Annotated in this window: 9 protein-coding genes and 1 pseudogene; 4 read left to right on the top strand and 6 right to left on the bottom strand. The window is 70.3% G+C overall.

Features of this window, described 5'->3' with window-relative positions; translation table 11 throughout:
* The first annotated feature begins 212 nt into the window (after nt 1-212).
* Nucleotides 213-1,187 (top strand): cyanophycinase, encoded by a 975-nt coding sequence (locus NAMU_RS24080; RefSeq protein ID WP_138180455.1) that lies wholly within the window; start codon nt 213-215, stop codon nt 1,185-1,187.
* A gap of 13 nt (nt 1,188-1,200) precedes the next feature.
* Nucleotides 1,201-2,019, top strand: a complete 819-nt coding sequence (locus tag NAMU_RS24075) for a fumarylacetoacetate hydrolase family protein (protein ID WP_015749941.1) — start codon at nt 1,201-1,203, stop codon at nt 2,017-2,019.
* A 10-nt stretch (nt 2,020-2,029) separates the two neighbouring features.
* Here the strand turns inward: NAMU_RS24075 and NAMU_RS24070 are convergent, their stop codons facing one another.
* Nucleotides 2,030-3,970 (bottom strand): ABC1 kinase family protein, encoded by a 1,941-nt coding sequence (locus tag NAMU_RS24070; protein WP_015749940.1) that lies wholly within the window; start codon nt 3,968-3,970, stop codon nt 2,030-2,032.
* A gap of 4 nt (nt 3,971-3,974) precedes the next feature.
* Nucleotides 3,975-4,912: pseudogene (locus tag NAMU_RS32010) on the bottom strand (amidohydrolase family protein).
* Here NAMU_RS32010 and NAMU_RS24060 point away from each other — a divergent pair.
* Both NAMU_RS24060 and cphA read left to right on the top strand, forming a co-directional pair.
* Nucleotides 4,911-6,296 carry an aminotransferase class V-fold PLP-dependent enzyme gene (locus tag NAMU_RS24060; RefSeq protein WP_015749939.1) on the top strand — a complete coding sequence of 462 codons (1,386 nt, stop codon included), beginning with the start codon at nt 4,911-4,913 and terminating at the stop codon, nt 6,294-6,296. The pseudogene NAMU_RS32010 and the gene NAMU_RS24060 overlap by 2 nt on opposite strands.
* Before the next feature lie 101 nt (nt 6,297-6,397).
* Nucleotides 6,398-9,142: a cyanophycin synthetase gene (gene cphA / locus NAMU_RS24055; protein ID WP_015749938.1), complete on the top strand. Its 2,745-nt coding sequence runs from the start codon at nt 6,398-6,400 to the stop codon at nt 9,140-9,142.
* Here cphA and NAMU_RS24050 read toward each other — a convergent pair.
* The 4 genes from NAMU_RS24050 to NAMU_RS24035 all read right to left on the bottom strand — a co-directional run bounded on the left by NAMU_RS24050 (nt 9,139) and on the right by NAMU_RS24035 (nt 14,310).
* Complete coding sequence (locus tag NAMU_RS24050) at nt 9,139-10,131, bottom strand: IS481 family transposase (protein ID WP_015749937.1); 993 nt, start codon at nt 10,129-10,131, stop codon at nt 9,139-9,141. The genes cphA and NAMU_RS24050 overlap by 4 nt on opposite strands.
* A 460-nt stretch (nt 10,132-10,591) precedes the next feature.
* The gene (locus NAMU_RS24045) at nt 10,592-11,677 is read right to left on the bottom strand and encodes an IS110 family RNA-guided transposase (RefSeq protein WP_015749936.1); all 1,086 of its coding nucleotides are present in this window, start codon (nt 11,675-11,677) and stop codon (nt 10,592-10,594) included.
* Nucleotides 11,678-11,973: 296 nt separating this feature from the next.
* The gene (locus NAMU_RS24040; protein WP_015746695.1) at nt 11,974-13,527 is read right to left on the bottom strand and encodes an IS1182-like element ISNml3 family transposase; all 1,554 of its coding nucleotides are present in this window, start codon (nt 13,525-13,527) and stop codon (nt 11,974-11,976) included.
* A gap of 63 nt (nt 13,528-13,590) precedes the next feature.
* Nucleotides 13,591-14,310, bottom strand: coding sequence for a winged helix-turn-helix transcriptional regulator (locus tag NAMU_RS24035; protein ID WP_015749935.1), 720 nt, complete (start codon nt 14,308-14,310; stop codon nt 13,591-13,593).

The raw sequence follows: 14,310 nt of genomic DNA, 5'->3' as shown, positions 1-14,310 counted from the left end.
GCGAAAGGCGCGTCCCGGCGAATGGAGCGGGGATCCCCCTTGACCCGTCGTCGACGTTAGCAACGGCGGCGGTTTGATTGCTAAGTCACCTGCTGTGACGAATCTTCCGATGCTTTCCGTTTGAGCCCCCACGAGGTCGGGTACCCGGCCCCGCCCGGCCGACCGAGCGGTCCCGCGGGGCCGCGACGAGGCTCTGCACTACCGTGACCCGGGTGACTGCCGCCTCCGCGGCCGCCCCGGCGGCCGGTCCTGTTCGCGGCATCGTGATGCCCATCGGTGGGGCCGAGGACAAGGTCGGGCGGATGACCGTCCTGCGCGAGGTCGTCCGGCTCGCCGGTGGGTCCGCCGCCCGGATCGTGGTGATCTCCACCGCCTCGTCCCTGGGCGATGAGATCACGCACGCCTACCTGCAGATCTTCAGCTCCCTCGGGGTGTCCGAGGTGGTCGGCATCCGGCCGGAGAGCCGGGCCCAGGCGGCTGCCCCCGATCTTGTCGAGGCGGTGGACGGCTGCAGCGCCGTGTTCATGACCGGCGGCAACCAGGTCAAGCTGGCCGCGATCGTGGTCGGCACCCCGCTGGGCGCCGCGATCACCGCCGCCCATCACCGGGGCGCGCTGATCGCCGGCACCTCGGCCGGGGCCAGCATCCTGTCCACCCACATGATCTCCCTGGGCAGCGGCGGGGCCACCCCGAAGTTCCGGATGAGCCAGGTGTCCGAGGGGCTGGGGCTGCTGCCGCAGGCCATCGTCGACCAGCACTTCACCCAACGAAACCGGTTCGGCCGGCTGCTGTCGCTGGTCGCCAACAACCCCGCCCAGCTGGGCATCGGGGTGGACGAGGACACCGCGGCGATTATCCGGCCGGACGGCCGGCTCGAGGTGAAGGGGCGCGGCGTGGTGACCGTGATGGACGGGTCGGCCGCGTTGACCACCGCCTACACCGCCACCGGCACCCAGCCGCTGATGATCTCCGACGTCCGGCTGCACTCGCTGCCGCGGGGCGTGGTCTTCGACCTCGACGGGCGGTGCCTGGTGTCCGCCCCGGGGCTGCCCGACCTGAGCGCACCGCCCACCGTGGCCCGACCCGTCGACGTGCCCGCGGGCCTGCGCCCGGACAGCCGGCGCATCGCCGCCGAGGGTGCGCACGAATCCACCGCGGAGCTGCGCCGGCGGCCCGCCTCCTCCTGAAGGGACGACCATCATGCGGTTCATCGGGGTGCGCGACGGCCGTCCGGTGCGAGTGGCCCGGCTGTTCGACGACGGGACGGTCGCCGACGTCGCCGAGGTGACCGACTTCTACGCCGACCTGCCCGCCGCCCTGGCCGCGGCGGCCGCGCTCACCGGCGGCGACCGGGCGCGGGCCGAGATCGTCGAGGCGCCCGCGGTCCCGCCGTCGGCCCGGGTCCTGTGCGTGGGCCTGAACTACCGGCTGCACGCCGACGAGGCCGGGATGAAGCTGCCCGAGCATCCGGCGATCTTCGGCCGTTGGACCGCGTCCCTGGTCACCGACGGGACGCCGGCGCCGGTCCCGCCGGGCGAGCCCGGCTGGGACTGGGAGGTGGAGCTGGCCGCCGTGGTCGGCCGCCCGCTCAAGGGGGCCTCGGCGCAGGAGGCGTTGGCCGGCGTGTTCGGCTACGCCGCGTTCAACGATCTGTCCGCCCGGACCCATCAGCTGCATTCCCGGCTGTGGACGGTGGGCAAGAACGCCGACGTCAGCGGCCCGATCTCGCCGATCACCACGGCCGACCAGGCCGGCGACCCGGGGACAGGCTGGCGGCTGACCACCGTGGTGAACGGGGAGATCATGCAGGACGGCAGCACGGCCGACATGGTCTTCGGCGTCGGCGAGCTGCTGGCCTACCTGTCGGAGGTGATGACCCTGAACCCCGGTGACGTGATCGCCACCGGCACCCCGGACGGGGTCGGCTTCAAGCGCACCCCGCCCCGGTACCTGCGGCCGGGGGACAGCGTCACCGTGGCCGTGCAGGGCGTCGGATCGGTGCGCACGCCGGTGGTGTGACCGGCCGGGGTCAGCGCTCGTGCTCGCCGTCCCGGCGCAGGATCTGCGCGACCACCCGCATCAGCATCACCGACGAGATGATCAGCCCGATGTAGCCGACCGCGGTGAGCGTGGCCGTCTCCCGGTCGGGTCCGGCCACGGCGACGCCGACCAGCATCAGGGTGGAGGCCAGCAGGCCGACCGCGGCCACCACGGCGAACAGCACCTGGTCGATCCAGCCGGTCAGATGGGTGCGGCTCTCGCCGGTGAAGGCCTCGACGTGCACCCGGACCCGGCCGGCCCGCAGCTGCAGGGCGACGTCCTCGGTCAACCCGGGCAGGGCCCGGAACGAGGGCAGGTTGCGCATCAGCTCCTTCTGCAGGATCTGCTTGGGCTCGGCCGACCGGTTGTCGACCGTGGCCCCCAGCTCGGTCGTCGCGGCCACGGCCAGGTCCATGTGCGGGTCCAGCACCCGCAGGGTGCCCTCCAGCGTGAGCAGGGCCCGGGCCAGCAGGGTCAACGTCGAGGGCACCGGCAGGTCGTGGGTGCGCATCACGCCGATGATCTGCTGCAGGCTGCGCGGGTCGAACCCGCCGGCGTGCATCTGCTCGGACAGCAGCCGGCTCAGCTCGGTCTCCAGCGCCTGGCTGTCGATCGCCTCGCCGGCCGCCCCGGACATCGACCGCAGGCCGCGGGCGATCAGCGCCGGCTGGTGGGTGGCCAGGCCGCCCACCATCAGCTGCAACGACTCCATCGTCACCGGGTCGATCAGGCCGACGGCTCCGAAGTCGATGAGCCACAGGGTGCCCTGGCCGTCGATGAGGATGTTGCCCGGGTGCGGGTCGGCGTGGAACACCCCGGCGACCATCACCTGGTTCAGGAAGGCCGACAGCAGCCGGCCGGCCAGCACCGGCCGGGACACGCCGCAGCGGTCCACTGCCGCGGTCTCGGAGACCGGCACGCCGGCCACCCGGTCGATCACCAGCACCCCTTCGGTGCTCAGATCGCCGATCACCGGCGGGATCTGCACGCCCGGGGTGGGCACCGCACCCAGCGCCTTGGCGTTGGCCGCCTCGTGCACGTAGTTCAGTTCCTGCTCGACCGAGCGGATCAGCTCGTCGGCGATGGACTGCACGCCCAGGGAGCGGGCGGCCTCCGACCGCCGGCTCAGCTGCCGGGTCGCCCAGCGCAGCACCGCCGAGTCCCGGGCCACCCCGACCTCGACCTCGGGCCGGCGGACCTTGACCACCACGCGCCGCCCGTCCGGCAGCACCGCCGTGTGCGTCTGTCCGATCGAGGCCGCGGCCAGTGGCTCGTCGGAGAACTCGGCGAACACCTGACCCACCGGCTCGGCCAGCTCGGACTCGATGGCCGCCCGGATCTGGTCGATCGGGACCTTCTTGACGTTGGACTGCAGGTCGGAGAGCTCGACGATGACCGCCGGCGGGATCAGATCGGAGCGGGTGGAGGCGATCTGGCCGAACTTGACGAACACGCCGCCGCAGTCCTCCAGGAAGCCGCGGATGCGCCGGCCGCCTTCGGGGCTGGTCAGCGCGGACCGGGAGACCAACCGGCGCCCGACCAACCCGTGCCGGCGGGCGATCCGGGTGACCTCGAACAGGCGCCCGCCGATGGTGGCGAACGCCCGGATGCGGGTGCGCCAGGAGGTCCGCCGGCCCCGCCGGCGCGGCCGTAGCACCGCCTCCAGGGTCACCGACAGCACCATGGTGGCCAGCAGGGCGAAGCCGAAGGTGGCCAGGATGAGGTTCTCTTCGTCGTCCTCGGTGATGTAGTTGCCGAGCACGACGGTGGCCAGGACCAGACCGGTGAACGAGCCCACGATGCCGGCGGCGGTCGCCCGCAGGAATCCCCGGTGAATGCCCAGGATCCGGCCGGAGACGAATCCGACACCCAGGACGAAGGCGATGACCAGCAGGTATTGCCAGAAAGACAGGTCGATGTCGATGGACATGGGTTCAGCCTGACCGCTGTCCGGCGTCGAAGCCGAACAGCCGCGCCGGGGTGGTCAACAGGATCTGCTCGCGCACGACCGGGTCCGGCACCAGCCGCTCGGTCAGCGTGAGCACGGTGGCGTAGTCGATGCGCTCGGGAGCCCGCAGGAACGGCCAGTCCGAACCCCACAGGCAGCGCTGCGGGCCGAACGCGTCCAGCAGGGCCTGCACGTAGGGCCAGGAATCCGGCCACGGGTAGCGCTGCCCGGAGCACTTGACCAGGCCGGACAGCTTCACCCAGTACCGGCCGGTGCGGCCGGCGGCCAGCAGGGCGGCGAAGCCCGGCTGATCCAGGCGGCGGCCGGGTCCGGGCGGCCGCAGTGGTCGATCAGCACCCGCACCCCGGACTCGTCCAGCATCGGGGCCAGCTGCACCAGCTGGTCGCCGGTCACCTGCACGTCGGCGACCATGTCCAGCTCGGCCAGGTCGCGCAGCAGCCGGCCGGCGCCGGCGAAGTGCTCCACGCCCAGCAACGCCGCCTGCAGGGTGGTGCCGACGATCCCGCGGTCGCGCAGCTCGGCCAGCTCCGCGCGGGAGATGTCGTTGTCGACGACCGCCACCCCCTTGAAACGGCCCGCGCCGCGGTCGAGAAGATCGAGCAGGCAACGGTTGTCGACGTCATAGCCGGAGTTGGGTCCGACCACGACGGCGTGCCGGACGGCGAACGCGTCGAACAGGTCGATCAGCTGCTCGGCGCTGGACTGTTCGTTCTCCACCGGGTGGTACCAGGCCTGCGGGAGGTAGGGGAACCGGTGCGGATCCAGCAGGTGCAGGTGGCAGTCGATCTTGGGCTCGGTGAGGATGGGCACGCCGGACAGTATCGATGCCCGGCGTCGATCCGACCCGGCATCCGTCCGCGCGGGCGGTATCACTTCCGGCGTCCGGTTCCTCCGCTCCGGCATGGACCCGAAGGACCCGGACATCGAGCGCATTCGCGACCAGTTCGACTTCGTGCGCAGCGGCCGGGTGGTGACCAACAACGCGGCCAGCACGCAGCCACCCCGTCCGCTGCTGGATCTGTACCGGAGTCTGATCCCGTTCTACGAGAACGTGCACCGCGGCCAGTCGAACGCCTCGGGGTGGACCACGGACCGGTTCGAAGCCGCCTACGACACGATCGCCCAGTGGCTCAACGCGCCGAGCCGGCGATCGATCGCCGCCTACCGCAACACCACCGAGGCGCACAACGCCGTCATGTACTCGCTGCTCACCGAGTTCCGGGACGGCGACAACGTGGTCACCACGATGCTGGAGCACAACTCCAACTACGTGCCCTGGCACGCCCTGACCCGGGAGATCCTGCCGCGCCTGGGCCGGCGGGTGCAGTGCCGGATCGCCCGCTTCGACCACGCCACCGGACGCCTGGACTTGGATCACCTGGCCTCGCTGGTCGACACCCGGACCAAGCTGATCTGCTGCACCGGGGCGTCGAACTTCCTGGGAACCAAGCCGCCGCTGCCGGCGATCCGGGCGATCGCCGACGCCAGCGGGTACCCGCAGCCCACCGGCGAACGCCGCTCCCGGCTGCTGGTTGACGGTGCCCAGCTGGTGCCCAGCTCGTTCGTCGATGTGCAGGCGCTGGACCTGGACTACCTCTCGTTCTCCTTCCACAAGATGATGGCGCCGTTCGGTGTCGGCATCCTCTACGCCAAGGAACACCTGCTGGCGTCCTCGCTGCCGTTCCTCTACGGCGGGGACATGATCGCCGACGGCCAGGTGTTCCCGGACCGGGTCGAGTACAACGAGCTGCCCTGGAAGTTCTCGGCCGGCACCCCGAACATCCTGGGGCTCATCGTCTCGGCCCAGGCGTTGCGGCTGGCCGTCGACCTGATCGGCGCCGATCGCCGGCTGTACTTCCGCACCGAGGATCCGTTGCCCGCGCCCGTGGTCGCCGCGACCATGCAGGTCATCGGCCGGCACACTGCCCGGCTGACCGAACGGGCCATGGCCGCGCTGGCCACCGTGCCCGGGCTACGGCTGCTGGGAGTGCCGGCCGGCGGGCCGCGCGCCCCGCTGGTCGCTTTCACCGTCGCCGGGCGAAGCCCGTTCGAACTGGCCGCCGCGCTCAACGAGCTGGGCGTGGAATCCCGGGCCGGCTGCCACTGCGCGACCCTGGCCCATCACGATCTGGGCCTGGACCCGCCGGCCAGCTGCCGGCTCAGTTTCTACCTTTACAACAACCTGACCGACGTCGATCGGGCCGTCGACGCCGTCCGCCGGGTGGTCGCCACCGCCCCGGGTTCAGCGGTGACCGCAGGCGGTCGCCACCGCCGGGACGCCGCCTGAGCGGATCGGCCTCCTGCGCCGGCGGCGGCCTGCCGCGCTGCCTGACACAATGCGCAGCAACTCCCGAGCGTTCGGTGAGTGGTCGGGTGGAAGGGGCTGCGATGACCGGGTCGACGGCGGAACAAGGGTTCGTCCCGGGCAACGGGGAGCCGGACATCACCATCCGGGAGTCCCGGGTCTACCGGGGGCCGAACTTCTGGTCCTACGAGCAGTCGGTGCACCTGGTGGTGGACATCGGGCGGCTGGAACAGCGACCGACCGACACCTTGCCCGGGTTCACCGAGACGCTGGTCGACCTGCTGCCCGGGCTCAAGGACCATCAGTGTTCCCGGGGCCGCGACGGCGGCTTCGTCGAGCGGCTGGTCGAGGGCACCTGGGCCGGGCACGTCGTCGAGCACGTCGCCCTGGAGTTGCAGCGCACCGCCGGCCACGAGATCACCCGCGGCAAGACCCGCTCGACCGGCGAGGACGGCGTCTACAACGTCATCTACGGCTACCTGGACGACACGGTGGGCACCCTGTCCGGCCGGCTGGCCGTCCGGTTGATCAATCACCTGATCCCGGACAACGACCTGGCCGACGAGTTCGACTTCTCGGCCGAGCACGACGACTTCCTGCGCACCTGCCAGCGGGTGGCCTTCGGGCCCTCCACCCAGGCCATCCTCGACGAGGCCATCGCCCGCGACATCCCCTGGCAGCGACTCAATTCCGGCTCGCTGGTGCAGCTGGGCTACGGGGTCAACCAGCAGCGGATCCGGGCCACCATGACCTCGCTGACCTCCTCGCTGGCGGTGGACATCGCCTCGGACAAGGAACTGACCAACCGGCTGCTGGCCGCGGCCGGGCTGCCGGTACCGGCCTCCGAGGTGGTGCGCCGGGCCGACGATGCGGTCCGGATCGCCCGCCGCATCGGCTATCCGGTGGTGGTCAAGCCGCTGGACGGCAACCACGGCCGCGGGGTGGCCATCAACCTGCAGGACGAGGCGGCCGTGCGCGCGGCCTTCGACGAGGCCTACGACCAGTCCCGCCGCGGTTACGTGCTGGTCGAGTCCTACATCGCCGGCAAGGACTACCGGGTGCTGGTGATCGGCGGGCAGATGACCGCCATCGCCGAACGGGTGCCCGCGCACGTCATCGGCGACGGGGTGAAGTCGGTGGCCGCGCTGGTCGAGGCGACCAACGCCGACCCGCGGCGCGGAGTGGGGCACGAAAAGGTGCTGACCCGTATCGAAGTCACCGACGCCGCGATCGAGCTCGTCCGCGAGCAGGGCTACGAGATGTCCGACGTCCCGCCCCGCGGCGAGATGGTCAAGCTGGCGCTGACCGGAAACATGTCCACCGGCGGCATCTCCATCGACCGCACGTTCGAGGCGCACCCGGACAACATCGACATCGCCGAGGAGGCCGCCCGGGTCGTCGGGCTGGACATCGCCGGGATCGACTTCCTGTGCCCGGACATCACCCAGCCGGTGCGCGAGACCGGCGGCGCCATCTGCGAAGTCAACGCCGCACCGGGCTTCCGCATGCACACCCACCCGACCATCGGCGACCCGCAGTACGTGGCCAAGCCGGTGGTGGACCTGATGTTCCCGCCGGGCAGCAACGCCCGGATCCCGATCGTCGCCGTCACCGGCACCAACGGCAAGACCACCTGCAGCCGGATGATCGGGCACATCTTCAAGTCGATGGGCCGCAAGGTCGGCATGACCTCGACCGACGGCGTCGTCATCGACGACCGGCTGGTCATCCGGTCCGACGCCTCCGGCCCGCGCTCGGCCCGGATGGTGCTGCAGAACCCGCGGGTCGACTTCGCGGTGTTCGAGGTGGCCCGCGGCGGCATCCTGCGCGAGGGCCTGGGCTACCCGCGCAACGACGTCGCCGTCGTGCTCAACGTCGCCCCGGACCACCTGGGGCTGCGCGGCATCGACACCGTCGAGCAGCTGGCCCAGGTCAAGCAGGTGATCGTGGAGGCGGTGCCCAAGAGCGGGTCGGCCGTGCTCAACGCCGACGACCCGCTGGTCGCCGGGATGCGCCGGGCCTGCTCCGGCGAGGTGGTCTGGTTCTCCACCGAGCCGGACAACCGGATGATCTCCGATCACTGCCGGCGCGGCGGCAAGGCGGTCATCCTGGAACGCTCCGACCTCGGCGAGCTGATCGTGCTGGTCCACGGCCGGCGCCGGATGCCGCTGGCCTACACGCATCTCGTACCGGCCACGTTCGGCGGCAAGGCCATGTTCAACGTGCAGAACGCGATGGCGGCGGCCGCGGCGGCGTACTGCGCGGGCGCGCACCTGGGCGACATCCGCGGCGGGCTGCGCTCGTTCACCCCGTCGTACTACTCGGCCCCGGGCCGGATGAACCTGACCGAAGTCAGGGGCGTCAAGGTCATCGTCGACTACTGCCACAACGCGCCGGCCATGGTCGCGTTGGGGGCCTTCGTCGACCGGTTCTTCGAGGACAGCGCCAGCTGGGAACGCCCGCAGCGGATCGGGGTGATCGCCACCGCCGGCGACCGCCGCGACCAGGACATGATCGACCTGGGCCTGGAGGCGGCCAAGCACTTCGACCGGATCATCGTCCGCGAGGACGAGCGGCTGCGCGGCCGGGCGCCCGGGGAGACCGCCGGGCTGATCGTGCAGGGCGCCAAGGAGGCTCAGGCCCAGGGCGGCCGGGTCAAGCAGATCGAGGTGGTGCTCGATGAGATCGAGGCCACCAAGGTCGCCGTCGAGTGGGCCAACCCGGGCGATCTGGTGCTGGTCTGCGTCGACCGGGCCCGGGCCGTCTGGGACGAGCTGCAGACCGTGGCCAAGCGGGCCCAGGCCGGTTCGGCCGACGCCGACGACTAGCTGTTGAGCCCGGACAGGTTGGTAACGGCTGGCGTGCGGTAGGCGGGCGGTTTGCCCTTCAGCGCGGTGTGCGGCCGATGGTAGTTGTAGCGGTGCACGAACCCGGCCAGGGCGGCGGCTCGTTCGTCGTTGCAGGACCAGGCCTGGCGGTAGGCCCATTCCCGGGCCAGGGTCCGGTGGTACCGCTCGACCTTTCCGTTGGTCTGCGGTCGGTACGGTCGGGTGTACTTGTGGACCGTGGCCCCCAGAGCGGTGTTGAAGTCCTTGCCGCGGTAGCAGGAACCGTTGTCGGTCAGCACCCGGTGGATCCTCTCGATGCCGTGCGCGGCGAAGAACTCGACCGCGCGGGCCCAGAAACCGGCCGCGGTCACGGACTTCTCGTCGGCCAGTTCTTCGGTGTAGGCCAGCCGGGACCGGTCATCGATCGCGGTGTGCAGGAACGCGTACCCGGGTCGCTGACCCCGCTGGGAGGCTCGGTGGGCGTCGTTGCCCCGGCCGTGGATTCGCCAGCCGCCGCCGTCGGGGATGCGGCCGATCTTCTTCACATCGACGTGGATCAGGTCACCGGGCGCGGCCCACTCGTACCGGCGGACCGGTTCCCGCAGCTGATGGCCGGTGATGTCCAGGTGCCGCAGGCGAGAGATGCCCCGGCGCACCAGGACCCGGTGGATCGTCGACGGCGCCAGCGTGATCCCGAACTCGCGCAGCTCCGCGGCCAGCATCACCGGACCGAGCTTGAGGTGCCGCCGCAGATACTCCACGACGTCCTCGACCTGGGCGTCGACCTGGCCGGGTGAGGACACCGGGCGCGACGAGCGGTCCTGCAGGCCGGCCGGACCGTCGGCCTTCCAGCGGGCGTGCCACTTGGCCAGGGTTTGCCGGGCCACGCCGGCCTCGGCGGCAACGTGACAGATCGGCCGACCGGCGTCGACGCGCTGGCACAGGCGTCGGCGTCCCTCGGGGGTCAGCGGGGCGTTACGGTGGGCCACGAGGGGTCCTCCTGGTTCGGCGTGTTTGCTTGGTCGCTTCACACCTCACCAAGGGGACCCTCCCTCATGCCCGCAACCAGCCGACCCGGCGTGTCACCAATGTCCCTGGATACAACAACTGATATGTGAGCAAATCTGTCAAGTAGGCAGGCCTGTTCGGCGCCCGGAAGGGGTCTTCACTTCTAGGCGCTTTTGCTTTTGGGCCAGGCGGTGACCGGTGGTCGTGTGCGTGTCTTCGCGACGCGCGGGTCAGACTGATATGCGCGGGTTGGTTACCGCAGGACGGGCTGTTCGGCTGGAGCGTTGCGCTGGTCTAGAGATCGAGCGTGGCAACGAGAACCGTTGCTGCTCATAGCTGTTCCGCGGGTTCGCTCCACGCGCTGCCACGACCATCAGGTCACCGCCTGGGTTCGTGAGCCGCACCGGACGACGGACGGTTGACCGTCGATCCGGGGGCGGGTCAGTCGTCCATGACGGCCAGGGACCAGCACCAGCCGGCGAGCTCGCGGGCGACGGCGACGTTGGCGATCACGGTCTTCTTCCTCCGGTCCAGTAGCTGTTCCCAGCGGCGGTGGAGCCGGTGGTTCCCGGCATGCCCGCGGGCACGTGCCGCGGGGGAGGCCTGATCCCAGCGGGTCTGCATGACCGTGCTGGGGTTGCGGTAGGACTTGCGGTGATGCCAGGCGGCCTCGACCAGCAGTCGGCGGGCGTGGGTATTGCCGGTCTTGGTGATCGATCCCTGCGAGCGTTGCCCACCGGAGGACGACTCGGTGGGCACCAAACCCAGGTAGGCGCCGATGGTGGAGCCGGTGAACCGGTGCCAGTCGCCGATCTCGACCGCGAGACCGAACCCGGTCAGCGTGGACACCCCCCGCAGGCAGCACAGCCGGTGCACGACAGGGGTGAACTCGCTGTTCAGCGCCATCTCGGTGATCGCCTTGTCCAGGCGGTCCCGCCGACCCTGGGTGAGCAGCACCGTCTCGAACGCCGAGTCGAACGCGGTCTGCAGCCCCAGCTGCGGGAACTGCTGCCCGCGGAGCCAGTGCTCGTGGGCACCGGTCCACGGCCGGCCGCCGGAATAGATGATCCCCTGCCGCAGCAGCAGTTTCGACAACCGATGACGGCTGCGCATCAGATCACCCCGGACGTCTTCCCTGGCCCGGACCAAGTCTCTGGCCGCCTCTTGTTCCAGGTCCGGCACCCGGACCGGCACGATCTGGTCCATCTGCAGCAGCCGGGCCAGATGCAGGGCGTCCCGGGCGTCGGTCTTCACCCGGTCACCCGGCGGGCGCTGCAACTTCGACGGCGCCGCGACCAGGCAGCGGACCCCGGCACCGGTCAACTCCCGGGCCAACCCGAACCCGGTCGGCCCTGCCTCATACGTCACTGCGACCGGGGCCGGCAGCTCCGCTAACCAGGACGACACACCGGCGAACGTCGGCGTCAACCGCCGCCGGAACACCTCACCGGTCACCGTGTCCAGACCGCACCCCACGATCGACCGTGCGTGCACATCCAGACCCACACTCGTACGCTCACTGAACACCGGGGCCTCCCGCAATTGTGGCGCTACCGACCGGGCCGCTCCCGGTCGGCAATCCACGACAACTTGCGAGAGAGGCCCCGGCCCGTCAACTCCGCGGGCCTCCCATACCGTCTAGGACGCTCCTGAATAACGGTCACTTGTGGGTTCGGGAGTTCGCTTTGGGACAGTGGGAGCGTTCGCGCGTGATCGGGCTGTCAGGCGTGGTCCTGAGTCGTCGCCCGGCCCTGGATGATTCTCCTGACTGATCGGAGGGACGGGCCGTTGCTCACGGCCCGGTGAGGTCTCGTGCCGGCCGGTCAGGCCGGTGCAATGGTCCACGTCCCGCTCACCCGCGTCAGCCCGAGGGTGAGCATTCGCCTGAGGTTGATCGCAGCGGCGCGGTGGTGCCACCAGTGGTCGTTCTTGGCGACGCCGCGGTAGCGGACTTTGCGGTTGCCGCGGACCAGCCAGGAGATCGATCGTTCGACCATCGGCCGGTGCCGTCGGTAGACCTGTTGGAAGTCCTCGGTTTCCGCTTGTCGACGGGCCGCCCTGAGCAGGCTTTCGTACTCGGTCAGCTTCAGCGATCGACCGGCGTCGCTGGTCGTGCATTGGGCCCGGAGCGGGCAGCCGCGGCAAGCCGCTCCGAAGGTGACGGACCATTGCGCGGTGATCGACCGGGTCACCCCGTTCGGGCAGGTGGCCGTCCTGGCCTCGGGGTCGACGGTGAAGTCGTCCAGGGTGAACCCGTCCGGCACGGCCGACCGCAGCGGGAACGGCTTGATCAACGCGATGTGCCCGGCATGGTCCAGTTCGGCCCGCGCGGATCCCGATCCGTACGCCGAATCGGCCAGCACGTGCAGCTTTTCGGTCTCCTGTGCCAGCAAGGTGGGTCCAACCTCGGCGTCGCTGTTGCCGCGTCCGCTGGCCATGGTCACCGCGCAGGCGGTGACCAGACCGGTGTCGGGTTCGACCGCGATGTGTGCCTTGAACCCGTCCTGCCGCCGGTGGACAGTCTTGTGGGCGTGCCGCGCCTCCGGGTCCACGGTGGAGATCACCCGGTCCGGGGCGACCCGCTGCGCGATCCGCCACCGTCCGTCGGTGCCGTCCGAGCCCTCGACCGGTTCCACGTCCTGCCCGGCGACCAACGCCAAGAGGGCGACCGCGTCCGCCGCCTTCGGTCCGAGCTCCTGGTCGGGCAGGTGTCCCAGCACCCGATGCGCGTCGGTGACCAGCGCATCGACAAGGGCCTCGCGGGCCTGCTGATCGTTCCAGGCGATCGCCGGTTTGCCCGGGTCGTCATAGTCGTGAGCCGAGCAGTGCTCGCCGACGACCTCGGCGGCGCCGGGTACCTCGCGGCGGACCCGGCGGATCGCCGCGATCAACTGGGTGACCGTGTCCTGGGTGGCGACCGCGTCGTCCAGGATCGTGGAATCCAACGCTCGCCTGCTCTTTCCAGCCAGCACCCCGGTCTGGTCCACGACCTGGCGGACCGCGTCGAAGATCCGGTTCGGCGACTGCGAAGCGGCCAGCCGACGCCGCCAGTACGTCAATGTCGTGGCATGGAACGCCGCAGCGGTCACCGGTAACCCGCACGCTGCCTTCCACCGCAGATCGAACGTCACCGAGTCCACCGTGTCCGCGTCGGACAGGCCGTGCAGAGCCTGCAGCACAATCACCGACGCCATCACGTCGGCCGGCACTGACGGGCGGCCCCGACCCGACGGAAACAGATCCGCGAACATGCCGTCCGGGAACACCTCCCGACGGTGCGCGGCCAGAAACGCGAACACGCTGCCCGGCTTGAGCAGCCCACCGACTACCGACTCGGCATCCAACAACTCACGCTGATCCCGCGACCGACCCTGCACACCAAGATCATCCCGAACACACAAGATCAACAGGGGCCGACATACGGATAATTCAGGAGCGTCCTAGCTGTACTGACCGGGGACGTTAGTCGACGCTTGCGGCGCTGGTAGAACTCGCGTCAGGGTCGCGGCATCGCCGGTGACATCCACGCCATGCGCGATAGCGGCGGGCAGAGGCATTGCGCCTTGCAGGAGGGCAACCAGTACCGGCCCGGGGCCTGCAACACGCGCCAGGGGGCTGACATCGCGCTGGCAAGGGTTCACCGTGATGGTCCCGTCGGCGGCGGTGAGGTCGAAGCCGTCGTCGAAGGTGCCGAACCGGATCACGATCGGTGGCTCGTCCGGTCTGTGATCCGCGAGGAGGAAGCGTGCCGGTTGGCTGAGCCAGTGCATCTGGAAGACCGCATCACTCGGCGCCTCTGGAACCGTCGGTGCACCCCACTTCAGAAGCTCGCGCAGCACTCCGTCCAGGGCCCGGCCACGCTCGGTAAGCCGATACGTTGGCGTGCCCGGGATTCCTGGGGCGGGCTCGCGGACGACGACACCGTTGGTCTCGAGGTCCCGCAGACGCTGGGTGAGCAGGTTCGTCGCGATGCCAGGCAGGCCGCGCTGGACTTCGCCAAAGCGCAATGCTCCCCCGATCAGCAGCTCACGCACGATCAGGAGAGTCCACCGGTCACCGACGACATCCAGGGCGCGAGCGATCGAGCAAAGCTGTCCGTAGGACTTCACCTGAACCCCCTTGACTTTATCAAGTGCCTGCTTGAAAGTATCAAGCACCAT

It is taken from the genome of Nakamurella multipartita DSM 44233 (assembly GCF_000024365.1).
GTDB classification, from domain to species: domain Bacteria; phylum Actinomycetota; class Actinomycetes; order Mycobacteriales; family Nakamurellaceae; genus Nakamurella; species Nakamurella multipartita.
This window is presented reverse-complemented; position numbering and strand designations above follow the sequence as displayed.